A 24,491-nucleotide genomic window follows, 5' to 3' on the forward strand; every position below is an offset into this window, starting at 1 on the left:
TCCTGCGGCATAACAGAGCCTCTAAGAACAGGAAGCCAGCACGCAGCCGATTCCCTCGTACAGGAGCGTCGCCCGGGCCTCTCATTCAGAAAGAAAGAACTCGCTCGCTCTCAGTGGCGCAAAAGGCTGGCCGCTCGGCTTTCCCTCTGATCAAACCAGCTCTTCCCTTGCCGAGCACCCTTGACTCTGACGCAACGTTATGGAGCGGCATATGTCAAGGAGGCGAAAGCGGTGAAGTATACGGTTGAGCTGACTGTTTCTCTGCCCGAGGACTCCGTGCGAGCAAGTCCCCCACGGGACGCCCGTAGAGAAAGCGCTCGCTCACCATCTCAGTCTGAAGGCTACCCCGTTCAGGGGCCAGGCCCGTCCCGCAGACAAATCCGCCCGCTCCAGCCGGGCTGACGTCTCTGTTCTGCATTAGGAAATCATAAAAAATCAATAATCAGGCGTTATAGCAATCGCTTCTCGTTGACATCCTTCTTCTCCTTTCCTAGACTGACAGTGTTCGCTCTCCATCTGTCCTCATTCATACTGGCTCTTTTCGGACAGAGCAGGACCAGATGAGATGACAAGGAGGTAGTAGTATGCCCTGGTGGTTCTTCAGACGCAAGCGCCCAACAGTGCCCCAGAGCAGTTTGCCACCGGTCTCTGACGCTTCCGAAACAGCCCAATTTTCCAGTTGGGCCAATGTGACCACTCTAGCCGACCGTACCGATACAGATCAGCGCCGCTATCTTGAGGAGCAGCCCTATCTGCTGCCCAAGGACCTGCAGGAAGTCAACCGTCTCGACTTTCAGCACTACGTGCTGCGCGCTGCCCTGCGCCGCAACTATCTGGCCCCCATCCAGGCCCCGCGCCAGATCCTTGATGTTGGCTGCGGTACTGGACAATGGGCCTCCGAGCTGGCGCGTGAGTTCCCCCAGGCAAGCGTAGTGGGCCTGGACGTGGAGGAAGCGAAGCAACAGACAGCTCCCCCGCCCAATTACCGCTTCGTCAAAGGGGATGTGCTCAATGGCTTGCCCTTCCCAGATCACTCCTTCGATTTCGTCCATCAACGCTTCTTGTGGACAGCGTTGCCCCTGGCAGCCTGGCCCCGGGTGGTGCAAGAACTGGCACGGGTGACCGCCCCTGGCGGCTGGGTCGAGCTGCTGGAGCCTGGCCTGGAAGCGGCTCCTATGGGGCCGACGCATCGCCGGCTGGATGCCATGATTAAGGAACTGGCAGCGCTCAGAGGACTGGATGGAGAGGGGGCTGTCACCGCCTCGCTGGATCGCTACTTGTGGGAGGCTGGTCTATCACAGGTGCAGCGACAAGTAATCGAAGTCCCCTTTGGAGACTGGGGCGGGCGCATCGGCTCCCTGCTAGCCCTGGACTTCCGCGAGTTCGCCCTGGCCCTGAGCGGCGCGGCAACAAAACGCTTTCAGCTGAGTCACCAGCAGTATCAGGCGCTTGTTCAGACCATGCTCCAGGAGTGCAATGAGCTGAAAACAATGTATCACTTTGTTGCCGCCTATGGACGGAAACTCTGATCCCCCCAGTCGTCCCTTGAAGAAGGAAAGCCTGCCTCACCTCAGTCTCGCCTTCCTGCGCGAGTAGAGCAGGAGAATGAAGGAAAGGTACAGACAGACATGCGGCTGGCCCTCTCGCCCCTGGCACCAATCCAGTAACCATTGTCGCGCCAGGGGCGAGAAGGCCAGCCGCAGGCGCTCAGCATGGGGCGGGTGGGTCCAGCATGGGGCCTGGCGATGGGGCTGCCCGATGGCGCTTACAGACACAAGAGGGGATCACAGTGAGTGCAGTCAGGTCAATTTTTCATGCCTATACTGCTGGATCGGAAGAATAGGCAAGGCTCGCGCTTACAGCCTTTCACGTTCACCAAACAAGAGAGGTTTCACCTTACCCCCGGGCGGGGCTGGCAAAAGCTCCAGAGAGGCGACTGAACGTCTTCTTGATCACTTCCCTCTCTAGACTCGCTACCCCACTTGACATTAACTCCACCATAATGGTATATTCGAAGCGTGAGCATGAAGAGCCTCCATCTGGATAGGGAGGCATCGAGATGGACGGTCGAAAGCCAGGCAGGCCTGGTGCAGATCGCCCGACTCCTCCGTCACAATGCGAACGTCAACCCACCTGTCCTTTCCTGGGGGGGAAAGGCCCAGGGCGAAGGTTCTCTTGAGTTCGCCATGCTCGCGCCCAGTTCCTCAGATCGCTGTCAGGTAGATCGCTTCCAGGCAGGCTCAGCCATGCTGGATGGCAGGCTGGGTAATGAATAGAGAAAGAGAAAAACTTCTATCTTGGGCCTGAGCCGTGCTATAAGGCTGGTCTACCATGCCAAATGACATCTCACTCAAGAGCAATGCTGCTCGGTGATTGGATGTGAAGGAGCATCTGCCTAGTACCGTCAGGTGTATCACAGGGGTGATTGCCATTGCAATCTGGCTGATTACCAGCGCCGGCTCCGCACGATCAGATATGTTAGAGGCCGCGCCCATAGCCTCGCTAGAGGCATACCACTCCTTCTCGTCTCCGGTCATCCAAGCACCAGCACCCAAAACTACGGGCATGAGGTGATACTGCCCTCTTAACCGCTAGACGTATTTTTTAGATCCGTCGTGTATCGCTCGTCAAGAGCGGCAGAGGAGCAGTTTTACCTTCATATAGCTGCAAATAGAGCTTTTGAAGAGAAAGGAGTCTGAAATGAACGAACTGCACGGCGAACTCGCCCAGCTAGAACTCGAAGGCCTCTCCCTCGATAACCTGGAGATCGAGGATCTGAAGCTTTCCAGCGAAGGCGGCCTGGAGCTACTCACGACCGGCCACGGCATGGTGGAGATCGGTGCCTCCTCGGGCCAGACCGCCTGCTGTAGCTGCTGCATTGTCTGCTGCTGCTGCCCCTGCCTGGGTTAAGTAAGGCTCACCCCTCGGCAAGATATTCAGCGCCGGTCGACAGACTGATCGGCCTCCCGTGCGGGCTAGCGGTTGACAGCAGGGCAGACGTCGCTTCATGCCACAAGCGCCATCCCATCTACATGATGTGCAAGGAGGTTACTCATGCAAGATCTGCACGGCGAACTCGCCCAGCTGGAACTCGAAGGCCTCTCCCTCGATAGCCTGGAGATCGAGGATCTGAAGCTCTCCAACGAAGGCGGCCTGGAGCTACTCACGACCGGCCACGGCATGGTAGAGATCGGCGCCTCCTCGGGCCAGACCGCCTGCTGTAGCTGCTGCATTGTCTGCTGCTGCTGCTGGTAATCGCCAATTAATTAAGCTATTGATAACTGCTCTCCCTGCCTGCTGACTGAGGCGATACACGACCTGCCCGCCGGGAGAAAGGAGATCGCAGCATGGAAGATCTAAAACAGGAACTGGCTCACCTGACCCTTGACGAGCTGCAGCTGGACGAGCTGAACATCCAGCCGCTCACTGCAGATCGTGATGGGCTGGAAGCGCTCACCCTTGGTCACGGCATGATCGAGATAGGCGCCTCTGTCCTTCCCGAGGGCTGCTGCAGCTGCTGCATACCCTGCTGCTGTTGCTGGTAGCAAGCTGCAAGACAGAGATCGAGAGCGCCGGCGGAAATAAACCAGGCCGGCTCTCCTTTACCTGGCCTATCTGAGGTGCAGCGTAGTTGCTGAGCCGCTATGCTGCACCTCACGCACCATCAGCCCAGCCCGTCGCCGCAGGGCATCTATGCGCACGATGAGGAGAGAAACTGGCCATGCGCCCCAGGATGAGAGGCGATGTCTTCTATTTTCCTACCCCTGAAGGGGTTTACCTGCGTAACAATCAAGGCGCCTTCCACTTGAGAGGCAAAGGCCTCGCTCGTCTGCTCGACTTGCTTTTGCCCTATCTGGATGGTCAGCATACACTGGACGAGATCACTCAGCAGGCGCCAGGGGAGCAGCGCGCCTTGATCAGCAAGCTCATTGAGATGCTGACCGCTCGCGGCTTCATCAGGGATCTGACCCCCGATCATCCCCATCAGCTGAGTGCTGCGGAGCAGGAGACCTACGCGGCGGAAATCGCTTTCATCGAGGCATTTCAAGATTCGAGTGCCTGGCGCTTCGAACGCTACCGCCAGAGCCGCGTGCTGCTCATCGGTTCCGGTCTGACGCTCCAGGCGCTGGTGCAGGCCGCCCTGCATAGCGGCCTGGCAGACATCTCTGTGCTGATCACAGGCGAGTGCCCGCTGGATCGCCAGCGTCTGCAGGAATATCTGGCTCTGCGTCAGACGCGCGATCCGCTCCAGCAGCTTCACATACTAGAACCGCTCAATTGGGACGATGAGCAGACTGTGGCGCGCACTCTCGCACCCTTTGAGGCCGTCCTGCATCTCTCAGATCGACCAATGCTGCGGCGCAGCGCCCTGCTCAACCGCCTCTGCTACCAACAAGGCAAACTCTTCCTCAGCGCGACCATCCTGGACACTCAAGCCTGGCTGGGACCGCTGGTTCTTCCCGCTCCCGCTCCTGGGGGACACGAAGCTAGCCGCGGCTGCTGGGAATGCGCCTGGCTGCGCTTGCTGGCCAATCTGCCGCCTGAAATGGCCACGACCCTCGACGACTTCGCCGATCACCCCGAGACTCCCCTGAGTTATGCGCTGGCTGTGCCAACCGCTGCCGTCGTCGCCAATACTCTCAATTTTGAACTATTTAAGTATATTACTGAAGCAGGACCGCTGGAGACGAGTGGCCATCTGCTCTTCATCGATCTGGAAACACTGCAGAGCCAGCGTCATCCATTCAACGCCTCTGCCCACTGCCGTTGCTGCCGCCAGGCCGGCCCGCTGACAGCGTCGTACTTCCGTGACCTGGTGAGGGAGCGCAGCACAGGGCCTGTCCTCTCTCAGGAAGACTTCTCTCGCAAGGCGGCCCGCCTGTTCGATGCCAGGCTAGGGCTGTTCAGCGCCCTGGATGAGCACAACTACACTCAGATTCCTTTAAATATAGCGCGCGTAGATCTGGCACAGCCAGCGCCTCGTCTGTCCAGAGGAGAGACCTGGCGCGTTTTCGGCGCCGGCAGCGATTTTGGAGCGGCTCGCCGGGCAGCAACGTTGCGCGCCTGCGAGTGCTACGCTGCCTGGTGCTATGATCCCCGACGCAGTCTGAGCGGGAGTGCGCCAGAACTCGTTGGCACAGCCCCGGAAGCCTTCACCTGCTACACACGCAGCCTGGAGCCATCGACCAGCCTCGACCCGCAAGAAGACTACCTCTGGGCCTGGGAGCTGCCGGGCGAGCAGGTCGCCCTGGTTCCGGCAGCGACGGTCTTTCCGCTGTCCACTGAGGAAGAGCGTCTTCAGCTGCCGCCCGTCGGGGTGGCCGCCGGCATGAGCTGGTCCGAGGCCCTTTGTCGCGCGCTCTTCACTTATGGATGCGCGGCTCTTGAGCAGCGTCTGGCACAGAGTCGCGAACCCTTTCCCCAGGTTGAGATCGAGGCCCTGACTCTCTCTGAGGCCGCGCAGCGCTACAGGCATTTGCTGGCCTTGCAAGAGATCGCCATCGCTGTCTATGATCTCTCTGCCCTGCTCTCCGACTGGGGGCTGCTGGCCTTCGCTTTCTGCTGCAATGAGGAGACCTGGACCTATACCTGCCACGTGCAGGTCCAGGCGGCCATCGAAGAGGGTCTGCGCCTTTGCCTTCAGCACGCTCAGGCTCTGCGGAATAGTGAGTCGGACTATGCGCTGTTGCCGGTCACTCCTCTACCGTCAGCGCTGCGCGGCGAGACCTTGATCGCTCCCCCCTATCCGCCGGTAGAAGCGTGGGAGCAGATGCTACCGGCCCTGCTCGCTGCCCTGCAGTCACAAGGACGGAGAGCGCTGATTGTGCCACTCGATCACGATGCGGCGCTCACTGAGGCGCTGCCCTATATTGTACGGATTGTGCTGGGGAAGAGGAGGGTCGACGATGGCCGCTGATCTGAAGAATGCACAATCCAGGCCATTGCTGGGTTTGCTGGCCGAAGGTCACCGCCTGGGTCAGGCCGTCCGTGAAGTCTTGCGCGAGTGGGGTGAACCTGTGGAGGTCACCCAGGCCGATCTGCGGGCGGCGCAAGTGCCGGCCTGCACGCTGCTACTGGTGATCTGTGAGGGCTGGCATGGGCCGCTGCTGCGGGAGGCCAATCGCTGGAGTCTGGCCAGCGGCAGACCCTGGCTGGGGCTATCGATCGAGCCAGGACGCGCCGTGCTCGGCCCGTGTGTCTTGCCGGGGCACAGCGCCTGCTTCACCTGCGCCGAGCTGCGGCGGGTCAACGCTCACAAGCGGGCGGAAGAATTTCAGGCGGAGCGGGCCTATCTGGAACAGCAGGCGTGCTCGGAGCTGCAACCAGATGCGGTTTCTGCCCCGACCAGAACCTGGCTGACGGCCTTTGCCCAGGCCATCCTGGCGCAGCAGGTCGCGCGGGAGGTCGCGCAGTTTCTGCAGGCCCCGGAGGCCATGCTAACCTGCAATGCGCTGCTTTATCTGGATCTGGCAACGCTGAGAATCAGCCGCCATCCCTTCCTGCCCGAGCCGCACTGTCCCGACTGCTCAGCCCTACCTGCCGATAGCGCTGCTGCCGCCCAGGCGGCGATGACGCTCGTCGCGCGGCAGAAGCTCGCTCCTCAGACTTACCGTGTGCGCGATCTGCTCTCTCTCAAAGATCGACTGCTGGCGCGCTACGTCGATCCAGAGTGTGGTCTGATCTGCGGCCTGACCAAAGATAGCAGCAATCTCTATGCCAATTTCGCCGCCCACATCCACTTTCAGCAGGGAAGGCGTCAAGAGGTGGGCTTTGGCAGGGCTTTCAACTACGAACAGGGTCAGGTGGCCGCCATCGCCGAGGCTCTGGAACGCTACGCCGGTATGCGGCCAGGCGGCAAGCGTACAGCGGTGCGAGCCTGTCGGCGTGAATTGGGGGAGGCGGCTATTGATCCGCGCACGCTGGGCTTGCACAGCGAGGCGCAGTATAGCCTGCCCCATTTTCCCTATGTGCGCTATAGCGATGACCTCGTGCTCAATTGGGTCTGGGGCTATTCCTTCGCCCGCCAGCAGCCGGTGCTGGTGCCTGAATGCAACGTCTACTATGGTCTCCACTATTGGACGCACGAGCGACCGTACGTCTATGAGATCTCCAACGGTTGCGCGATCGGCAACTGCCTGGAGGAGGCCCTGCTGCACGGTATTCTGGAGATTGCCGAGCGCGACGCCTTCTTGCTGACCTGGTACGCGCGTCTGCCGATGCCGCGCATCGAGCTGCAGTCGGCCCGCGACCCACTGGTCGGGCTGATGTGCGAGCGCCTGTATCATCTCACGGGCTATAGTGTCCATGCCTTCAACATCACCCTGCCGGAGCGCATCCCCTGCTTTTGGGTGATGGCCGTCGATGAGCAGCAACGTCCAGACTATCCGCGTGCGTTGTGTGCCGCTGGCTCGCATCTGCTGCCAGAAAAGGCCCTGATCAATGCTCTGCAGGAGCTGGCGCCGATCGTTGGCAGCCATATCAGTCTCTACCGCCAGGAACGGGAGCACGCGCGCGGTATGCTGGCCGACTCCTCGCGTGTGACCCAGATGCGCGATCATGCCTTGCTCTACTGCCTGCCAGAAGCCTTTGAGCGCCTGGCCTTCCTTTACGAGACGCCACATCAGCAGACCTTTGCCGAGGCGTTCGACGGCGATGAGCCGCCCACTCATGCAGATCTGCGTGAGGATGTGCTGGAGGTGATGGGGCGCTATCTGCGCAGCGGCATCGATGTGATTGCTGTCGATCAGACGACGCCCGAACTGGCGCGAGAGGGTTTCTGGGCCGTGCGTGTGCTGATGCCGGGTATGCTGCCGATGACCTTCGGTCACCATGCCCGCCGCTGCTACGGCTTCAAGCGTCTCTATGAGTTGCCTTATCGGCTTGGTTATGCAGCGCGGCCTTTGACCGATGCCGATCTCAATCCCTATCCTCATCCATTCCCTTGAGCGAGCGGAAGGAGCGAGCACCTATGAGCAACCAAGATCGTGAGATCGGTCTGCGCTATCTGCAGGCCACGTACTACGGCCTGCCGGAACTCTTTGCTGAGGGGCAGGGCGAGGAAGGCATGCCCGGCGAGCCACTCAAGTTCAAGATCTATCGCGGCGTCCCTCATTATCCGCTCAACCAGCGCCTTCCGCTCTCTCTGGGCGATCTACGGCGGGCCTTGGCCAGCCAGGGGCAGGACACCCACTGTGGAGCGGGACCGCGCTCCCTGGATGATCAGACGCTCTCTTGCCTGCTCTACTATAGCTATGGCTTCTCGCGTCATGACAGCGGCCTCGATGCGCGCTGGCCCTTCCATCGTCTGGTTGCCTCCGCTCGCTGCTTTTTTCCTGCAGAACTCTACGCCTGGTTGCCAGCATCGGCCCCTATCCCGCCAGGCTTTTACCACTATGACAACCTGCATCACAGTCTGGCTGCCCTCAGACAGGGTGACTATTGCGCTGTGCTGAGCGCCGCCCTTGGCTGCGAACTAACAGACAGCCTAGGGGTGCTCTTTGTCAGCGCTTACTTCTGGAAGAACGCTTTCCGCTACCGCAACTTCTCCTACCGGCTATGCTCGCAGGAAGTGGGAATGGTGGTCGGCAACATTCTGCTGGTCTGCGGTGTACTGGGTATTGCGGCCCGGGTCCACTATCAGTTTCTCGACCGCGTTCTCATCCGTCTACTTGGCCTGGAGGATGGTGAGGAGAGTCCTTTCGCCGCTGTGGTCCTCTCGCCCGCCGAGAGCGAGCGAGAGGCGACGAAGACGCTGCCTGCCCCCGCAGTCAGCGCTGAGGCTCTGCTGAGGGAAATCGCGCCGATTGCCCCCGCCCATGTCAAGCTGAGCGCGCTTGACCGCGAGCGCTGCCAGAAGCTGCTGGAGATCGACCAGCACTCACGGTTGGAGAGCGGCGCCGAGCTGGCGGTCTCACTGCCGCCCGCCACGTCCTCCTGTGACCAGGCTCTCCCTACCCTAGAGGCGCCGGCACCCTGGCCCGAGGAGCTTGAGCTGGTCCAGGCTCTCTACCAGCGCAGCTCGGGCGACGTCTTTTTCCTCCCCCTGTACAGATCTGTGAGCCGGGCCGCTTTCTGGGAGATTGTCCGTTACAGTCTGGCCCCTTACGCCAGCGATCTCGGCGGCGTGGATAGGAGGAGGCCCGCTCTGGAGCTTTTTCTGGCGCTCAATAATGTCGCTGATGTGCCCGCGGGCATCTATCGTCTCTGCGGGAGCTGTGGCGCACTGCATGTCGTTGAACAGCGCGCTGTGGCTGCTCAGATCCAGGCCATTCACAGTACGCCCGCTGTCAACTGTGGCAGCGCCCCCTTTGTGGCCTATCCGGTTGCCAGCTACGGCGCGCTCAGCGCAGCGCTGGGGAACCGCGCCTACCGCATCATGAACATGGAGTGTGGCCTGGTGGCGCAGCGTCTCTCGGTCCTGAGCGCGGCCTTTGGCCTGGTGGCGCGCTGCAGCGATAGCTATCATCTCGACCGCTGTGCGGAGCTGCTGCATCTGCGCGAGCGCGTAGAGACGCCCTTGTTTCTGATCGCCTTCGGCTATGAGCGCCCTGGCGCGGGGGCCGGGGCACGCTACCGACACAGCATTCGTCTCTGAAGAGAAGAGGAGGCATGAAAGAGCAGCACACCTGCAGCGTGGCGGCGGAATATGTGGTACGGGTGGCCGGCCTGCCGCTGACGGCCCTGGCGCCGCTGCGCTTTGAACGTAGCCTGAAGCTGATCAGGGATCTCCTCATCCTTGAGGAGAGGCTGAGCAGCAGCGGGACCCGGCTTTCGGAGCAGCTGCACGCGGTAATCGGCACACTGGCTGGTGCTGAGCTACGTCGGCCACGCCAGCTGCTGATCGAGTTGCGGCGCGCGATCTTTCAGGGTCGTCAGCCAGCGCCGGTGCAGCTGGCTCCCGATCTGCTGGCCCTCTTACCCGCTGAGCTGAAGGCGGCGATCATGCGCTGGCAGGAAGTACTCCAGCAACACGCTGCGCTGCTGGCAGAAGCTCGCCGCCTGTTCGCCGCGGAGCTAGAAGAGCGCCGGGCGGCTCTGCGCGCCCTGGCTGGTCAAGAGCGCTTTCTCCAGGGCTTGCTCCTTGCCAGTCCCAGCCTCTATCTGGATTGCTGCCGCTGGCTGGCGGCAGCTCCTGCTGAGGCTGGGCGCTATCTCGATCGCAAGCTGGAGGATGGGCTTCTGAACTACCTCACGCGCATGGCCGCCAAAACCAGCCCATATAGCACTTTTACCGCGCTGGCCCGCGGTCGCTTTGTCCCGGCGCAGGCACAGTGGGAGGAGGTGACGGCTCCTGTCGCTGTGCAGGATGAGCCGGAGCGCGGTCGCAGTGTTATCGAACTCAATATGTTGCTCGTGCATCACATTGCGCGCGCTCTGGCCCGGTGGCCTGCCGTCCGCCCCTATCTGAGCGTGAGCGTCAATCCTTCGCTTGTCAGCGATGCCGGCCTCCTGCGCTTCATCAGTCGGGATGACCTGGGACGCGAAAGCCTGGCCACGGTGCGTGCCACTGCGGCCCTGCAGACGGTGCTCAGGCTGGTTGAGCGCCGGCAGCCGCTGACCTATGGAGAACTCTTAGAGGCGCTCAGCGCACTGGACCCGCAGGAGCGCCGGCAGGAGCTGGCGGGCTTTCTCGATCAGCTCATCGCGCGCGGGCTGCTGCAGCTCGATTTTGCCATCCCTGAGCAGGCCCATAACTATCTGTTGCGCCTCTGCGAGATGCTCGCTCCTATCGATCAGGTCCAGGTGCAGGCGCTGCGTGCGCGGCTGCTGGAGCTGCTTGAGGCGCTGGCCGCTTACGAGCGGGCCGCCAGGGCCCATCAGCGTTATGCGCTTCTGCAGCAGCTACGCGCTCTCCTGGAGCGTCTCCTGGCGGAGCTGGGCCTCAGCGAGCAGCCCGGCTTTGCCCTGCCGACCAAGAATCTGATCTATGAAAATACGCTCCTGGAGGAGGCCCCCGGCAGCAGCCTGCCGGCATTGGAGAGCGATCTCCTGGCTGACCTGGCCCTTGTTCAGGGGCTGGCCGGCCTCTTCGATCCATTGCTGACGGGACGCCTGGCGCTGACGGCCTGGTTTAGCCGGCGCTATGGAGAGGGCGCCACGGTCGATCTGCTGACCTTTTACGCCGACTGCTTCCGCGAAAGCCAGCAGCTCGGGCCTGCAGTGCGCAATATCCCCGCGGAGGCGCTCTTGATACCGTCGACTGCCCTCAGTACGGCTCAGGTGCGGCCCCCCTTCAGTGCTCTCTTCGCCGGCAGCACCTGCGAGCAGGAGGAGCTGAGCCGCGTCATGGCCCTGCGTCAAGAGGTAGCGCGCTTTGTGGCTGACCAGTCCCCCGATAGCGCTGGTGTCCGCTTCCTGGATCGCCAGCGGTTGCGTGCTCTGCTGGAGCATTGTCCGGCGTCTGTGAAGCTGCCGCCCTCGCTGGCCCTTTACTGCCAGCTCTACTGGCAGGATGGTCAGCGTGGCCTGGTACTGAACTCCATCCAGAGCGGTTTCGGGCGCAGCCTGCGCCGTCTGAGCTACCTGGAGGCTCATCTTGCTCCCTCCTTCCCACATTCGGAGCACGCAGAGGTGGACAGGCGTGAGGCCCTTGCCAGCGCTGAGGAGCCTCTACCGATCGCCATTCAAGGCGTCTTCGGCTCTAACTTGAACCTGCGCTTGCCCGACGGCGGGTACGAGATCGCCTATCCCGGCTGTCCGAGCAGCGGCAGGCGCGAGCGGCTGCTCCCTCTGAGTGACCTGCTGGTCCAGCACGATCCGGCCAGTCAGCGACTGCTATTGCTCTCCCGGCGCCTGAACTGTAAGCTGCTGCCGATCCATCTGGGGCTGATGTCCGATTACTGGCTGCCTCCGCTTTACCGTTTCCTGCTGTGGGCCTTCGGCGAGACACCGGGCGAGCGCCTGTGGAGTCTGCGCCTGCTCCTGCTCGATCAGCCCTTGATGCCCGATCATCAGGGCGCCGGGGAGAGGCAACCACGTTACAGGCCACGCACCTGTTTAGGGCGCATCTGTCTCGAGCGTGCGCATTGGCACCTGCCTCCCACCTGCTTGCCCGCTCGTCAGACAGGTGAGACACACTTTGACTACTTTCTGAAGGTACAGCGCTGGCGCACGCAGTATCAGCTACCGGCGCGCTGCTTTCTGCGTGTCAATCCCTTCGATTTCCAGGCCGCCGGAGGGCCTGGTGAAGGCCCCGCCTACTCGCTTGGTAAGGAGCGCAAGCCGGTCTACATTGACTTTGAAAGCTATTTCTCGCTCAGTCTCTTCGAGCACCTGATCGCGAAGGGCAGCTTCGGCCTGCTGCTGGAGGAGGCCCTGCCGGGGGAGACCGACCTGCTGCCCGCTCGTGAGGGTGGCTCTGTCTGCGAATATGTCTTTGAAGTTAACAGCGAAGGAGCCTGAGAGCATGGAGCAGCGCAGCTGGATCAGCGCCCATCTCTTTTATCACGGCGATCTCAGTGCACTCCTGAAGGGCTGCGTACAGCCGCTGCTCACTCGCCTGGAGCAGCGCGGTCTGATCGCCTCCTCCTTCTTTGTGCGCTACTGGCAGGGGGGCCCGCATCTTCGCCTACGTCTCTTGCCACAGACGGCCAGCGCCTCAGCGCAGATTATGGATGAGGTGCGCCAGGCCGCTGCCTGCTATTTCCAGCAGCATCCAGCTCCCGACTCTCTGGACGTGGGACGCTACGAGGAGATCAGTGGCTACCTCGCCTATATGGAGTATGGCCGCGCTGAGTCTGGGCCGCTCTACCCGAATAACAGTCTGCACTTTCTGCCCTATGTGCCAGAATATGAGCACTACGGTGGCCAGCAGGCTATGCCCGCCGTCGAGGAGCATTTCGGGGAGTCGAGCGCCCTCGCTCTGGCGCTGCTGACCCAGGACGCCGATCGCAGGCAGCGCACGGCCCATAGCGTGGCGGCGCTGCTTCTGACCGCCGCCCTGGAAGATCCGACGCGAGCGGCAACGGCTCGAGTGATCGAGCACTTTTACTTTTCCTGGGAGCGTATGCCTGCCAGCCTGCGTACTCGCCTGCTGGCCCGTTTTGATCAGCAGTACGAAGAGCAGCGCCAGCGCCTTGAGCAACTGAGCGAGCAGCTCTTGCGCCTCTCTGCTCAGCAGGAGTCTGATCTCGACGACTCTGCAACGCTGCTCATGCGCTGGCTACGCTCCATTCGCCGGCTCTACCGCCGGCTGCGGGAGCTGGATCAGGCCGGTCTGCTGGTCTCCCCCCAGGTGCCCACAACGCCGGCCAGACCGGTCAGCGCGCCGTTGACTATTCTGCTACGCTGTGCCCATATGCACAATAATCGCCTCGGTCTGCTGCTCCTCGAAGAGGCTTACGTTCTCCATCTGCTCAAACGTGCGCTCAGCGAAGGCGGTCAGACCAGCGGATCTGATTGGCAGCCCGAGCCGCTTCCCGGCAGGCAGCTCTAGAGACAGGAGCAAGCCATGTCTAGCAGTAGCGTTGCTTATTCTGAAGGCGGGGACTGGCAGAGTGTCCATGTCTACTATTATGCTGAGCAGCAGAACGATGCCCTGCTCCTCGACTGCATTCAGCCGCTGTTTGTTCAGGCCAGGCCCATCACGACACGGCTCTTCTTTGTGCGTCACTGGCTGCGTGGTCCTCACCTGCGCCTGCGCTTTTACTGCTCGCCGACGCAGTTCGCTGTGGCGCTCAAGCCGCTCATCGAGTCTATCGTGGGGAGCTATCTGCGCCAGCACCCTTCCAGTGCCCATCTGGATGAGGAGCAGCTGAAAGGCCTCTACGCCACGCTGGCCCGCCAGGAGAAGGAAGCCGGGCCGTTCTTCCCGCTCTATCCCGATAACTCGATCCAGTATCTGCCCTACGACCGTCGCCTGCACGTCCTTGGCTCCGAGGCCCTGGCGAGCCTGCTGGAAGATTTCTACGTTGACACCAACGACCTGGCCTTTGCCATGCTGGCCCACCGGCGTCAGGGTCATTCGCTACTGACCCTCTGCTTCGACTTGATGATCACTGTGGCCCATCGGCAGGGCCAGCATATCGCCCGTGGGTTCATCTCTTACCGCTCTCATGCTGAGGGCTTTATCATCGCCAGCGCCGACCCCGCCCGCATGCGCACCCTCCTGGAGGATCGCTATCAGCAGCAGGCCAAAACGCTGGTTGCCCGGCTTCGACAGCTGCTGGCGGCTCTGGACCGGGAGCAAGATACCTTTCCTTTCACTCTGGCCTGGTCACGGCTGATGCAGCGCTATCAAGAACGCGCTGCTCAACTGATCGCCGCCGGCCAGATCGATCTGAGCGCAGCAGGTCTGGAGACGGATAACGGAGGCGGCCCGCTCGTCCGTGGGAATCTGGCCGCCAGCGCCTTCCATAGTGCCCTGGAGCGTGATCAGCAGCACAAGCAGGCCCTCTACAGCGATCCCTGGTTCCAGAGCTATCGCCTTGTGCTGAACCTGCTCTATCTGCACTTCAGTCGGCTGGGTCTGCGCCCGATCGATCGTTTTCTGCTCTGCCATCTGGCCGCCAACGCAGTTGAGGAGGCTTTCAAGATCAGCGCCGTTGACATGGTCAGCGCCTTCAGCGAAGGGGCCTTGTCGGGGCCACCGCCCTGGCCAGGAGAAAGAGGGAGGCAACATCATGCAGGAGCCTGAGCGCGCGCTCTCCCCGTATGAGCAGCGGCCACAGGAAACGCTGGCGCCAGCGCTGCAGCGCTATATGGCGGAGGCACAGCACTTTCCGGAGCGCGAGGTGGTCGACTGGCAGCATGCGCCGCTCAAATATAAAATCTATCGCGGCTGCCCTTGCCTGCGCCTTGCTTATCTGACGCCGCCCACCTCAGAAGCCGGTGCGGAGCAAGGCCGCCAGCCGTTTGGGGGCGCTCAGTTTGGCCAGATGCTGGCCGATATCTATGGTCTGACGCGCCAGCGCTGGACGGGGGCCGAGAGCTATAACGCCATCGCCGCCGGGAGCACCTTGCCGATCCTCGATCCGCTCAAGCATCCGTTCAAACAGGATCTGCTGCGCCCTGTGCCTTCCGGCGGAGGTCTTTATCCCTGTGAACTCTATGCCGTTATCGGCCCGGCCCAGGCCCTGCCAGCCGGCGTCTATCACTATGATCCCGTCCATCATGCCCTGGATGTAATCCAGGATGCCGACGCCCGTCCTGAGCAGAGCGGTCGCTTCCTGGAGAGGCTGCTGGAAGCGCTGCTAGAACCGCCAGCCTGTGCCGCCGACTTCGCGCTGGTCCTGAGCTGCTTCTTCTGGAAGAACGCCTTCAAATATGGCGAATTTGCCTATCGTCTCCAAGGTCTCGACCTGGGGATTGTGTTGGGTCAGTCGCTGGCGGTCGGCAGCTATTACGGGCTGAAGAGTAGCGTTCATTTTCGCTTTGTAGACGGTGCTGTCAATGCCCTGTTGAACCTGGACGAGGCTTATGAGAGCGCCTATGCGGTCATCGTCTTCAGCCTTGGGGATACGCCCCGCGGTCCAGGCATTGGCTGGCAGCGTTGGCAGAAAGCGGCTGCCTCGCCGTCCAGCGTGACAGACGAGCGGGCGCGTCTGCAGCCCCTCAGCAGCCTGCCGCTCTCAGCCGCCCTGCATCGCGCCTCGCTGATCAGGACCTGCGCCCAGGGCCAGCCACTGACAGGCCAGGACCAGGATGCGGAGGAGAGCTTGCGGGGAGCGCTTGCAGGGTCTGGTGTGGCGCTGAGCGATGATATCGGGCTGGAGCTGGCCAGAGGTACACCGCTGCGCCATTCAGCGCGCCACTACTTTCGGCCCGGGCGCATCAGTGAGCAACAGTGCGCTCAGTTGCTCTATGCCGCTGGCCGTGGCCTGCAGAGCGATATCGCTCCTGCTGCGTCTTATCTGCCTCGCCTCTTGCTCTATTGTATCGTCGCTGGCGTGCAGGGACTCGATCCCGGTATCTACTGTTACACGCCCGGTGCTCGCCATTGGCAGCTTGTCAGGTCAGGGGATAGGCGTCTACAATTACAGCAAATAGTAGCTCATACCGGATATCATAATGTCTACCACATCAATCTGCACGTTTTTCCGGTTGGAGAGTACAGCGAGGGAGTGCGCCGCTATGGGCCCCGCTGGTATCGCATCCAGAACATGCTGGCAGGAAGCGTCATTCAGCGCCTCTATCTGGCTGCCGCGCTGCTCGGTCTGGGTTGTCATACCAGCCTGGCCTACTCGATTGAAGGAGTGAACAATCTGCTTGGCCTTGAGAGAGGGGCGACGGCGCTGGCTCAGGTGCTGATCGCTCCCGAGCGCCTCGCTGGCCAGTATTATGAGATGCCGCTACCGGCTGTTCTGGCCGCGGCATTGCCAGAAGGATAGCGGAGAATCTGCATGCATCCAACCATTGAGCGTAAGGAGGTCAGCGTCGTGAGCGGGAACAGTGCCGCGATCATCTCGATAGAGAGCGTACACAAATCCTATGGGAGTCTTAAGGCCCTCGAAGGGGTCTCCTTGTACATTGGCAACGGCGAATGCTTTGGCCTGCTCGGCCCCAACGGAGCCGGGAAAACCACCCTGCTCTCCTGTGTCGAGGGACTCATCAGCTTTCAGGAGGGGCGGATCACCGTCAGTGGCTATGATGTCGCCCGTCAGCCGCGCAAAGTGAAAAGCCTCCTGGGCGTGCAGCTCCAGGATGAAACGCTCTTCACCGATCTGAAGGCGGTTGAAGCCGTCCAGTTCTATGGCGCACTCTACAACACCTTCCCAACGCGGGCCGAGGCCCTGGCGCTGCTGGAGCGCTTTGACCTGGCTGAGAAGAGCAATGCCCGCATCGGCACGCTCTCCGGCGGTCAGCAGAAGCGTCTGACGCTGGCACTGGCGATGGTGCACCAGCCCTCGATCATCTTGTTGGACGAGCCGACCACCGGGCTTGATCCCCAGGCGCGCCATCATATCTGGGACATCGTGCGCCGGCTACGGAGTGAGGGCAAGACCATCATCCTGACGACCCATTATATTGAGGAGGCCGAGGTTCTCTGTGACCGTGTGGGGATCATCGATCAGGGCAAGATTCTGGCTCTGGGCACGCCGCGCGAGCTGATCGAGCGCATGGGCAATCTCTCAACGGTGCGCGCCAGCCTCCATCTACCCACCGAGAAGCTGCAGCAACTGCAGACAGCGGAATTTGTCCACGCCGTGAGCGGAGACGATGGCCTGCTCACTGTGCAGACATCTGATCCGCAGCGCGTCCTGGCTCTGCTGGAGGAGATCGGCCAGGAGCTAGGGAGCCGTCCGCAAAACGTCTCCATCCGTCAGCCCAACCTGGAAGATGTCTTTCTCTCGCTGACGGGCCGCAGCATCGGGCCAGCGGACTAGCAGCTGATCGGCCTGGCCCCTTACTTGAATCTGACTCTGTCCGGCGTCGTTCGGCTTCTCCCTTTGAGACAAGAAAGGAAACGCCTATGCGTCGCTTCATAACTGAATTTCGTTTTTTCATTATTTTGGCTTTTCGCAGTCGCACTTTGCTTTTCTTTAGCCTGCTCGTCCCGACAGGCTCGCTGCTGCTCTTCGGCTTCGTCTTTGGCCAGAATGTCATTCCTCTGCCGGGTAGTGGCGGCGTCTCTTACTCGGTTTGGCTGCTGCCAGGGATCATCGTGATGAATATGATTGCTTCCGGCCTCATGGGGAACTCCACGGCCATGATCACCTGGCGTGAGCGGGGTATCTTCAGGCGTATTCTGGTGACGCCAACGGCGCCGTGGGAGGTGATGCTGGCGCGCGCCTGCACTCAGGTGCTGGTGATCGTCATCCAGACCATCGTCGCGATCATCGTTGGCAGCCTGGTCTTTCATTTCACCTTTAACCCGCTCTATGCCCCGCTGACCCTGCTGTTCATCATTCTCGGCTCTGCCGTCTTTCTGCTGCTGGGGCAGGTTATTGCCTCCTTCACGGATCGCGTGGAGATTGGCAATATCATTAGCCAGGGTCTGTACATTCTGCTGACCTTTCTGACGGGTATTCTGCTACCTCTGCAGATTCTGCCAGATATTGTTTCCAAGATTGCCCCTTTTACGCCCTCCTACATGGTGGCCGAGCTGCTGCGCAGTGCGATGCTGCAGGGCAACGCTGGCAGCGCGCCGCTCGCCGATATTGTTGGCTGTTTGCTATACTGCGCCGCTGCTCTGGGTCTGTCGGCGGCGTTCTTCCGCATGCTGCACTGAGTGGTGTTCACGACCGGTACCGGTCATCTCACTCAAGGTGAGGGGGGCTGCATGAGCTACACGATCCTGCGCGACGTCTGCCTGGTTGAGGGGGCGTCGCAGGAAGGCATCAGGAAGGGATGCGATCTCTGGCTGCGAGGAGGGAGCATCGAGGCCATTACCGATAGCCGCGCTCGCTTGCCGCTCAGGGGAGAAGGGGAAGAGATTCCCTGTTCTGGCCTCTACTGCCTGCCTGGTCTGATCGATATGCATACGCATGTTACCTCGCCCGGCGAGGAGCGTATCGAGGAGAGCGATGATTTTCGTCGTCTGCTGGCCGAGCACGGACGGCAGGCTCTGGGGGCCGGGGTGACCACCCTGCGCGATCTAGGGGGCTGGCCGGAGGTGCTGCTCCGTCTGCGCGCGGGGGCGGCGCGCAGTCCTTTCTTTCCCAATCTCGTTGTGGCTGGTCCCTTCCTCACTGCTCCCGGTGGGCATCCGACCATTGGCCTCTTTCACGGGCTGAGCGCATTGCGGCGGGCGGCTACCCGCGAGCTGAGCGAGCCAGAGCAGGCGCGCGCGGTGGTCGACCAGCTCGCCGCCAGTGGCGTCGACTTCATCAAGGTCGTCTCCACGGCCTGTTTGATCGTTCCCCAGGAGGAGGCGCAGGTCCCCAAGCTGCGCCCCGAGATCTTTGCGGCCATCGTCGCCGCGGCCCATGCCCACGGCCTGAAGGTCGTTGCTCATACCATGACGGCGGCGGATGTACGTGAGGCGGTGCGGGTCGGTTGCGATGGCATCGAGCACGGCATCGTTTGCGACGCTGTCGAGGCGGCTTGCGAGCCGGAGTTGCTCGACCAGCTGCGAGAGCGCCAGATCTGCTACGTGCCGACGCTGGCCGCTATTGAGCAACTGGCGCCTCGCTTCCTGGAGCAGGCGATGCAGAACGCCAGACGCCTCGCCGAGCAGGGGGTGCTCATTGGCGTGGGCAGCGACGCTGGCAATCCGGGCGTGCCCTTCGGGGCCGGGCTGCTGCGGGAGTGCGAGCTGCTCTTTGCGGCTGGCATTCCGCCAGCACAGATTATCGCTGGTGCCACCAGCTGCGCTGCGGAACAGCTCGGGCGTGGCGGACAGCTGGGCCGCCTGAGTCCCGGTTATCAGGCCGATCTTGTGCTGCTCCGGGCCAACCCGCTGGAGCACCCCGGCCATCTCCGGCAGATAGAGGCCGTCTTCAAGGCTGGCTGCTGTGTCGCTGCCCGCCCTGCTTCTGTTTTTCGTCGTCAGCATCCATCAGCTTCGTTTCAGGAGTCTGTGTCGTGAGCCAGGAAAATTTGCTTCCGCTTTCTTCTCTCCAACGCCGTCAGGGCCGGTTCGGTTTTAACGCGGTGAGCGTGGCTGAGGGGCTGTTTGCTCTGGGGGTTCTGGCGTTGCTGATCTCTGTCTTTCTGCCCTGGCGCTATAGTGTGCTCAATCGTCCCGGCGAGCCTGTGCTGGTGCTCAGCGGCTGGCAGACTGGTCTGTTGGGCGGCCAGGGTCTCTGTTTGCTGGCTGGCGCTGTGCTGGTCCTCTTGCTGGCACTCAGGCGCTGGCTGGCGCCTGGTCAGCGTGCCCTCTGGGAGATCGTGGCAGCCGTGCTGCTGGGGGCAATTACCGTGGTGACCTTCAAAGACGTGCTCGATTTCTATAGTGGGTCGCTGGCTCTTGTGATTAAGCATAGCGTGTTGGGTGCCGGCTTTTATGGGGCTATGCTGGGCCTCGATCTCTTGCTGTTTGCCTGTTTCCTGCTGGTAAGGAGGCGGCAGCGTCAAGCGGAGCCTGGCCAGCAGTCAGCGCGCTGAGGCCGGGGTTGAGATGGCTCCGCTGTCTGTCAGCTTGCACCAGGGCTACTGGCAGGATAGTCCCCACCCTGGCCAGGCTCACGGCAGCGGCGTCTCTTGCTCTGGCTCTGCTCAGCGAGCGCTGGGTGAGCGGTACTGTTGCTGGTCAGGGCACAGACCGGAAAGAGGTTGGCGGCCACCGCCAGTCAGTAGCACTGGCGGAGTGTGACCGATTTCACAGTAGTGAGCAACGGGCTGTGATACTCTATACTCAGGTTCTGGTGAGAAAATCTGAGTGCGTTAAAACAGTAGCCTCTCTTCTGTTCGCTCCTGAAAGGCAGCTTGTAGTGCCTATCCTGATACCAGTTCGTGGCTTTGAGCCTCACTTAAAAGGAATAGGATTTTATTCGTGAAAAAGAGTACAAAAATTGTTTTCCTTTTTCTGCTCGTGTTGACCTTCCTGGCAGGCTGCAGCGGTTCCCCGCCAAGTTCTTCTACGGGGGGGGCTGCGGCTTCTCCGTCCGCCACAAGTGCTACGCCGCGTGCCAGCGCGACTGTGACAGCTGCCACTCCGGTCTCGACGGCGCAGACCGCTTTCAGGGTTACCTCAGTTCAGATGGCTGTCAGCCCGGCCTCGATCGCCGGCCAGAGCTGCGGCACAGAGCTGACAGTGACCTATACGGCTACCTTCCATGTGGTTCCTGACCAGGGCACTCATACTGTGCAATTTGCGTATACCACAAATAACGGGCGCTCGCAGCAGTTCGCCAGCTTACAGTTCTTGCCGGGACAGGCTACAAAGACGTTCTCCTTCAGCTGGCATGGGGCGCTGCCGCTGGATCACACGGCTCCCGGTCTTGGCGGGGTCCTTGTCACCAGTCCCAACCAGCTCATCTCGACACCGGTCAAGCCAGCTGGTCTGTGTACTCCGGCCCCCTTCCACGTGACGTCGGTCACTATGAGCGTTAACCCTGGCACGATTGCCGGCCTGCATTGTGGCACCAATCTGAAGGTGACCTATACGGCTACCTTCCATATTGCTCCGGGGAGTTTGGGCGGGATCATCAAGTTTGGCTATACTGTGGATAACGGACGCAGCGGCGGCGACAACACCCAGACGCTCGTCGTTGGGCCTGGAGCCACGACGCAAACCTATTCCTTTACCTGGAGCGGGGTCTTGCCGGCTGATCATACCTTCCCTGAGCCAGGCGGAGTGCTCGTCTCCAGTCCGAACGTCGTGCGTTCTCCACTGGTTGGGCCGAGTGGCCAGTGTAGCTGAGGAGTTGCACGGGAGATAGTTCCTTCTTGCTCTGACAGTCCAGCTCATCGTTCGCTGGTTGCCTCTTCATGGTGGCCAGCGGGCAGAGCCTTTGTTTGGAGGATGGAAGCGGGAAGCCTCCTTTCCTGCACAGGCTATCTCCGGCGATGAGGCTGACAAGCCCGCTGGATAGGCAGGTTTGCCGAGAGAACAGCTCTGGGCTGTGATGATCGAGGGCCACCTCTACCCCTGGCTTTCCGGGAGCCAGGAGAGGTGGCCTGTCTTTTGGGAAGGTGTGCTGTGATGTGATGCCACTGTTGGTCGGGCATCTGCTCAGCGGATGTTCTCAGGGAGGCCGACGCTAAGGGTGCGGCACAGGCACGAGCCCGGGGTGGTGCAGGAGCAGGGTGGGTGCGCTGAGAAGGCAGCCGTTAACCAGCTGTGGGGGAAGCTTCTGACTGATTGGCTGTGGCTGGCTTCTCTCCCCAGACGGTGAGCAGGGTCCAGAGGGCACAGAAGTCCTCCTCTTGCATCTCGGCGACGGCCTGCTGGTAGAGGGCAGCCAGCTCTTCGGCTGTCGCTACGCCTACCTTCACCAGGAACGGCTGTACCAGCTCCAACCCGATGAGATAGTCCTTAAAGACGGGATAGTGTCCCTCGGTTCCCATTGACCACTCGATAGCGCTGGCGCGGAGCCGCACTCGCTCAAAACCAGCTTGCCGCAACAGCCGCGGCAGTACTGGCGTGATGCCGATGTGGCGGCCATCGGGCGAGAAGCTCTGGCCAGCGCGCTTGAGTGCTTCGGTTCCCAAGGCGCTGAAGCGCTCGAAGGCGGGACTGCTGGTGAGCGGTGGCTCTGTTTCGCTGCAGCGCAGGATGCCGCCGGGCTTGAGCAGGCGGAAGCATTCGGCGAGCAGTCGCGGCCAGGCCGCTGGTAGCATGAAGCCGAAGAGGAGCCGCCCGTTGATCAAGTCAAAGGACTGGTCGGGGGAAGGCAGGGGGTCCATGACGTTGCCCACCTGAAAGTGGACGTTCTCCAGCCCGCGCGACCAGGCTTGCGCGTTGGCATACTCAATGACTAAGGGGCTGATGTCGATGCCGAGAATCTCCACCTTGGGGAAACGAAAGGCCAGCTCTAGGGCCCAGCCGCCAGGGCCACAGGCCAGGTCGAGGACGCGGCCCCTCTCCGGCAGGTTGATCCCCTCCTCTGGCAGCAGACCACCCATTGCTTCGGTGAGCAACCGATCCTGCTGCATCAGACGTGCTAGCTCGGCAGCTTGCTCAGAATCGATAATATAGGTGTTTCTGGAGGATGTCGAGGATGGCGATGGCTGAGGCTCGACATGGTGAATTGGGGCGGCTGCTGCTTCTCGTTCGTTCATGAAGGCTCCTTTCTGCTCGCTAGTCGTTCTGTCCCCTCAGTGGAGGAAGATCATGCTACAGTGTCTTTCACTGCTGCTTCTAGTATAATGAATCAATGCGCTCACTGTCTGCCCCTACCTCTGCCTCTGGAAGAGCTATCTCCACCAGGTGTATCCCCAAGGCTTCTTGTTCTGCGGTCGGGGATGCACTACGGGCCTTGGAGCTGGCAGTGTAGGCTACGACCTGTCCTGTCCTGTGGGAGTGGTGGAAAGCAGGGACTATCACGGGAGTAGGGGAAGCGGTAATGAGAACGAGTGGCTGCGAAGGTTGACCTGATTCGGGAAGTTGTAGCCATACCTCAAGATAGATATGATATATGGTATCAAGAATTGAAAAAATATTTTTTGCTCCTTTGATAGGTTTATGCTTGTTGCTTCGAGGATCTCGGCTCCCGACTTTCCACGCAGCGATCCTCGAATGGCTTTTGACGCGCTCTGAGTGGCAAAGTGCCTGGCATCATTACCGCTTAAGAGCGGTCACTAGTGACCGATTTTTTGGGATCATCGAAAAACCTTGACGGAAGCCGCTCCAGATGCTATCTTAAGGGGGGTGCCCTCAGAATCAGAGAAAGAGCCCGTTTGGGATTGAAACTCAATCCCTGAACGGGCTTCTCCCAGCTCGTAGGCCCCTCAGAATCAGAGAAAGAGCCCGTTTGGGATTGAAACTTGTCGAATTGCCCAGTGTCAACACCGGTACACTACTCAGAATCAGAGAAAGAGCCCGTTTGGGATTGAAACTGGAGGGTGGGGGGGTGGTTAGTTGTCGAGCAGTTCCTCAGAATCAGAGAAAGAGCCCGTTTGGGATTGAAACCTGAAGGAGGGGGCATTTCATCGTCTGGCCGGCATTTTGCTCAGAATCAGAGAAAGAGCCCGTTTGGGATTGAAACTTCTCAATCAGCTGTCGGTACTTGAGCACCTCTTGACTCAGAATCAGAGAAAGAGCCCGTTTGGGATTGAAACCCCTGCGGAGACGCCCTGTCTGCTCGTAGTTGTGAACTCAGAATCAGAGAAAGAGCCCGTTTGGGATTGAAACTTTTTTTTGCGCCTGCCCCCCCAAGGGGGGCAGGAACCTCAGAATCAGAGAAAGAGCCCGTTTGGGATTGAAACCGTATATGAGGATGGAGTAGCGTATATGAGGAAAACTCAGAATCAGAGAAAGAGCCCGTTTGGGATTGAAACTCGACCCACTGTTGTCCGGGCCGGCAGAGCACGACCCTTCTCAGAATCAGAGAAAGAGCCCGTTTGGGATTGAAACTGCATGCCGTCTATGACGGCGTGCACGCTCTTTTTTCTCAGAATCAGAGAAAGAGCCCGTTTGGGATTGAAACCAGGAGCAGAGGATGACCCGCGCCCCCGCCGCAAGAGCCGCTCAGAATCAGAGAAAGAGCCCGTTTGGGATTGAAACGCATGGCTGGCAGAGCGACATGACATGGTCAGATCGGCTCAGAATCAGAGAAAGAGCCCGTTTGGGATTGAAACAAACTGTGTCAACAGCCAGCCCCAGCGGCGCTCAGAATCAGAGAAGGAGCCCGTTATTGAGGGCAACACAAGGATTCTCAGGCTCAGAAAGAGGAGGCAGGCCCGTCTGGGTCTGGGGCTGAGATCAACAGAAACAGAAAGAGGAAGCTGCGTGCCAGATTGAAGAGGGGAAGCACCAGCAGAGCAGAGCAGACCTTGAATAGCGCGCACAGACTGAGCACCTCACTCACTCGTGGCCTGGCCTCATTCTGGCAGCTGCTCTGCTCGTCTACGGCCTGCATGGATGTACGGAAGTGCCGTTGATTCCCTGCATACCTCAGCTCGGCCCGGCTGGTCGCAAAGGCCCACTCGCCGTGCTCATCTGCACC

The 24,491-nt window shown here is 60.8% G+C and carries 17 protein-coding genes and 1 CRISPR repeat array; of the genes, 16 read left to right on the top strand and 1 reads right to left on the bottom strand.

What is annotated here, in order from left to right:
• Window positions 1–584 precede the first annotated feature (584 nt).
• From A4R35_RS01820 to A4R35_RS01910, 16 genes are all read left to right on the top strand, one after another.
• Window positions 585–1,529, top strand: a complete 945-nt coding sequence (locus A4R35_RS01820) for a class I SAM-dependent methyltransferase (RefSeq protein ID WP_112425974.1) — start codon at window positions 585–587, stop codon at window positions 1,527–1,529.
• Window positions 1,530–2,700: 1,171 nt separating this feature from the next.
• On the top strand, window positions 2,701–2,910 hold the full coding sequence (locus tag A4R35_RS01830; protein WP_223258146.1) for a thiomuracin/GE37468 family thiazolyl RiPP peptide: 210 nt from the start codon (window positions 2,701–2,703) through the stop codon (window positions 2,908–2,910).
• 144 nt (window positions 2,911–3,054) lie between these two features.
• The gene (locus A4R35_RS01835; protein WP_223258147.1) at window positions 3,055–3,255 is read left to right on the top strand and encodes a thiomuracin/GE37468 family thiazolyl RiPP peptide; all 201 of its coding nucleotides are present in this window, start codon (window positions 3,055–3,057) and stop codon (window positions 3,253–3,255) included.
• Window positions 3,256–3,347: 92 nt separating this feature from the next.
• Entirely contained in the window at window positions 3,348–3,545 is a 198-nt protein-coding gene (locus tag A4R35_RS01840; protein ID WP_112425978.1) for a thiomuracin/GE37468 family thiazolyl RiPP peptide, read from the top strand.
• Window positions 3,546–3,721: 176 nt separating this feature from the next.
• Window positions 3,722–5,917, top strand: a complete 2,196-nt coding sequence (locus tag A4R35_RS23820) for a TOMM precursor leader peptide-binding protein (RefSeq protein ID WP_146747085.1) — start codon at window positions 3,722–3,724, stop codon at window positions 5,915–5,917.
• Window positions 5,907–7,946: a TOMM precursor leader peptide-binding protein gene (locus A4R35_RS01860; RefSeq protein WP_189361227.1), complete on the top strand. Its 2,040-nt coding sequence runs from the start codon at window positions 5,907–5,909 to the stop codon at window positions 7,944–7,946. The genes A4R35_RS23820 and A4R35_RS01860 overlap by 11 nt, the downstream gene beginning before the upstream one ends.
• A 23-nt stretch (window positions 7,947–7,969) precedes the next feature.
• On the top strand, window positions 7,970–9,595 hold the full coding sequence (locus A4R35_RS01865; protein ID WP_112425986.1) for a SagB family peptide dehydrogenase: 1,626 nt from the start codon (window positions 7,970–7,972) through the stop codon (window positions 9,593–9,595).
• 14 nt (window positions 9,596–9,609) lie between these two features.
• Window positions 9,610–12,402, top strand: a complete 2,793-nt coding sequence (locus A4R35_RS01870) for a lantibiotic dehydratase (RefSeq protein ID WP_112425988.1) — start codon at window positions 9,610–9,612, stop codon at window positions 12,400–12,402.
• A 4-nt stretch (window positions 12,403–12,406) separates the two neighbouring features.
• Window positions 12,407–13,435 (top strand): lantibiotic dehydratase C-terminal domain-containing protein, encoded by a 1,029-nt coding sequence (locus A4R35_RS01875; protein ID WP_189361229.1) that lies wholly within the window; start codon window positions 12,407–12,409, stop codon window positions 13,433–13,435.
• Between the two features lie 15 nt (window positions 13,436–13,450).
• Window positions 13,451–14,635 (top strand): thiopeptide maturation pyridine synthase, encoded by a 1,185-nt coding sequence (locus tag A4R35_RS01880; RefSeq protein WP_112425992.1) that lies wholly within the window; start codon window positions 13,451–13,453, stop codon window positions 14,633–14,635.
• Window positions 14,622–16,328 carry a SagB family peptide dehydrogenase gene (locus A4R35_RS01885; protein ID WP_112425994.1) on the top strand — a complete coding sequence of 569 codons (1,707 nt, stop codon included), beginning with the start codon at window positions 14,622–14,624 and terminating at the stop codon, window positions 16,326–16,328. Before A4R35_RS01880 ends, A4R35_RS01885 begins: the two co-directional genes overlap by 14 nt.
• Window positions 16,329–16,340: 12 nt before the next feature.
• The gene (locus A4R35_RS01890) at window positions 16,341–17,324 is read left to right on the top strand and encodes an ABC transporter ATP-binding protein (RefSeq protein ID WP_112425996.1); all 984 of its coding nucleotides are present in this window, start codon (window positions 16,341–16,343) and stop codon (window positions 17,322–17,324) included.
• Window positions 17,325–17,410: 86 nt separating this feature from the next.
• Complete coding sequence (locus A4R35_RS01895) at window positions 17,411–18,169, top strand: ABC transporter permease (protein ID WP_112425998.1); 759 nt, start codon at window positions 17,411–17,413, stop codon at window positions 18,167–18,169.
• A 51-nt stretch (window positions 18,170–18,220) separates the two neighbouring features.
• Window positions 18,221–19,468 carry an amidohydrolase family protein gene (locus A4R35_RS01900; protein ID WP_112426000.1) on the top strand — a complete coding sequence of 416 codons (1,248 nt, stop codon included), beginning with the start codon at window positions 18,221–18,223 and terminating at the stop codon, window positions 19,466–19,468.
• Window positions 19,465–19,986 carry a hypothetical protein gene (locus tag A4R35_RS01905; RefSeq protein WP_112426003.1) on the top strand — a complete coding sequence of 174 codons (522 nt, stop codon included), beginning with the start codon at window positions 19,465–19,467 and terminating at the stop codon, window positions 19,984–19,986. The genes A4R35_RS01900 and A4R35_RS01905 overlap by 4 nt, the downstream gene beginning before the upstream one ends.
• 595 nt (window positions 19,987–20,581) lie before the next feature.
• Window positions 20,582–21,244, top strand: a complete 663-nt coding sequence (locus A4R35_RS01910) for a hypothetical protein (protein WP_146747086.1) — start codon at window positions 20,582–20,584, stop codon at window positions 21,242–21,244.
• 410 nt (window positions 21,245–21,654) lie between these two features.
• On the opposite strand, the gene A4R35_RS01915 is transcribed toward A4R35_RS01910, so the two are convergent.
• Window positions 21,655–22,605 carry a class I SAM-dependent methyltransferase gene (locus A4R35_RS01915; protein ID WP_112426007.1) on the bottom strand — a complete coding sequence of 317 codons (951 nt, stop codon included), beginning with the start codon at window positions 22,603–22,605 and terminating at the stop codon, window positions 21,655–21,657.
• A gap of 594 nt (window positions 22,606–23,199) precedes the next feature.
• Window positions 23,200–24,190: direct repeats of the CRISPR family, unit length 37 nt; unit sequence CTCAGAATCAGAGAAAGAGCCCGTTTGGGATTGAAAC.
• Window positions 24,191–24,491 lie beyond the last annotated feature (301 nt).

This window comes from Thermogemmatispora tikiterensis (assembly GCF_003268475.1).
Taxonomy (GTDB): Bacteria; Chloroflexota; Ktedonobacteria; order Ktedonobacterales; family Ktedonobacteraceae; genus Thermogemmatispora; species Thermogemmatispora tikiterensis.

Coding starts and splice junctions, on each gene's coding strand:
- A4R35_RS01870 (WP_112425988.1), top strand. CDS start 9,610: ATGAAAGAGCAGCACACCTGCAGCGTGGCGGCGGAATATGTGGTACGG.
- A4R35_RS01860 (WP_189361227.1), top strand. CDS start 5,907: ATGGCCGCTGATCTGAAGAATGCACAATCCAGGCCATTGCTGGGTTTG.
- A4R35_RS01895 (WP_112425998.1), top strand. CDS start 17,411: ATGCGTCGCTTCATAACTGAATTTCGTTTTTTCATTATTTTGGCTTTT.
- A4R35_RS23820 (WP_146747085.1), top strand. CDS start 3,722: ATGCGCCCCAGGATGAGAGGCGATGTCTTCTATTTTCCTACCCCTGAA.
- A4R35_RS01840 (WP_112425978.1), top strand. CDS start 3,348: ATGGAAGATCTAAAACAGGAACTGGCTCACCTGACCCTTGACGAGCTG.
- A4R35_RS01890 (WP_112425996.1), top strand. CDS start 16,341: ATGCATCCAACCATTGAGCGTAAGGAGGTCAGCGTCGTGAGCGGGAAC.
- A4R35_RS01885 (WP_112425994.1), top strand. CDS start 14,622: ATGCAGGAGCCTGAGCGCGCGCTCTCCCCGTATGAGCAGCGGCCACAG.
- A4R35_RS01915 (WP_112426007.1), bottom strand. CDS start 22,605: ATGAACGAACGAGAAGCAGCAGCCGCCCCAATTCACCATGTCGAGCCT.
- A4R35_RS01910 (WP_146747086.1), top strand. CDS start 20,582: ATGGCTGTCAGCCCGGCCTCGATCGCCGGCCAGAGCTGCGGCACAGAG.
- A4R35_RS01830 (WP_223258146.1), top strand. CDS start 2,701: ATGAACGAACTGCACGGCGAACTCGCCCAGCTAGAACTCGAAGGCCTC.
- A4R35_RS01835 (WP_223258147.1), top strand. CDS start 3,055: ATGCAAGATCTGCACGGCGAACTCGCCCAGCTGGAACTCGAAGGCCTC.
- A4R35_RS01865 (WP_112425986.1), top strand. CDS start 7,970: ATGAGCAACCAAGATCGTGAGATCGGTCTGCGCTATCTGCAGGCCACG.
- A4R35_RS01880 (WP_112425992.1), top strand. CDS start 13,451: ATGTCTAGCAGTAGCGTTGCTTATTCTGAAGGCGGGGACTGGCAGAGT.
- A4R35_RS01900 (WP_112426000.1), top strand. CDS start 18,221: ATGAGCTACACGATCCTGCGCGACGTCTGCCTGGTTGAGGGGGCGTCG.
- A4R35_RS01820 (WP_112425974.1), top strand. CDS start 585: ATGCCCTGGTGGTTCTTCAGACGCAAGCGCCCAACAGTGCCCCAGAGC.
- A4R35_RS01875 (WP_189361229.1), top strand. CDS start 12,407: ATGGAGCAGCGCAGCTGGATCAGCGCCCATCTCTTTTATCACGGCGAT.